Here is a 530-nt window from a genome sequence, read left to right on the forward strand (position 1 = left end):
GGCCTGACGCTGATGCATATCGGCTCCATGGCTTTTTTGTTTGTTTACCCGCCCATCTACGATGCCATCTGTCGGCTCTTTAAGCGTGAGCGCCGCACGGTGCTGGTGCCCTGGGAAGACGTGATCGCAGTATGCGGTTTTAACCCCAGCCTGGGGCCGGGCGCGGTGACCGGTTTTGGCTGGAACTTTGCGCTGTTGCCGCCCGACCCCGAGCGGCCGGGCTACACCCTGCCTGGGGCCGGTATTATGGTCGGCGTGGGTGGCCTGCCCGGTGCGCTGGCCCAGTGGGAGTATATCCGCCGCTTTATGGAAGAAGGGGCCGGGGCGATTACCCCCTCCGCCAGGGAGTGGGGCGTGGCGTGGTACAATGCCTACGTGGCCCGTGAAAAAGCCGAGTGCGAGTGCACTAATGATATGGCCCGCTGGCGACGCTTTCGGCGCAAACGGCTGTGGGAGCATGCCCGCTTCGCCCACTGGTACACCGAGTACCGCATGAAGCATGTGCTGCCTAAAGCCGTGCCGGATGACTA

At 63.2% G+C, this 530-nt stretch carries 1 pseudogene; it reads left to right on the plus strand.

Going from position 1 to position 530, the window contains the following annotated elements:
- Positions 1-530, plus strand: a pseudogene (locus HP566_RS08140) (hypothetical protein); the annotation flags it as partial.

This window comes from Vreelandella olivaria (assembly GCF_023507745.1).
GTDB lineage: Bacteria > Pseudomonadota > Gammaproteobacteria > Pseudomonadales > Halomonadaceae > Vreelandella > Vreelandella olivaria_A.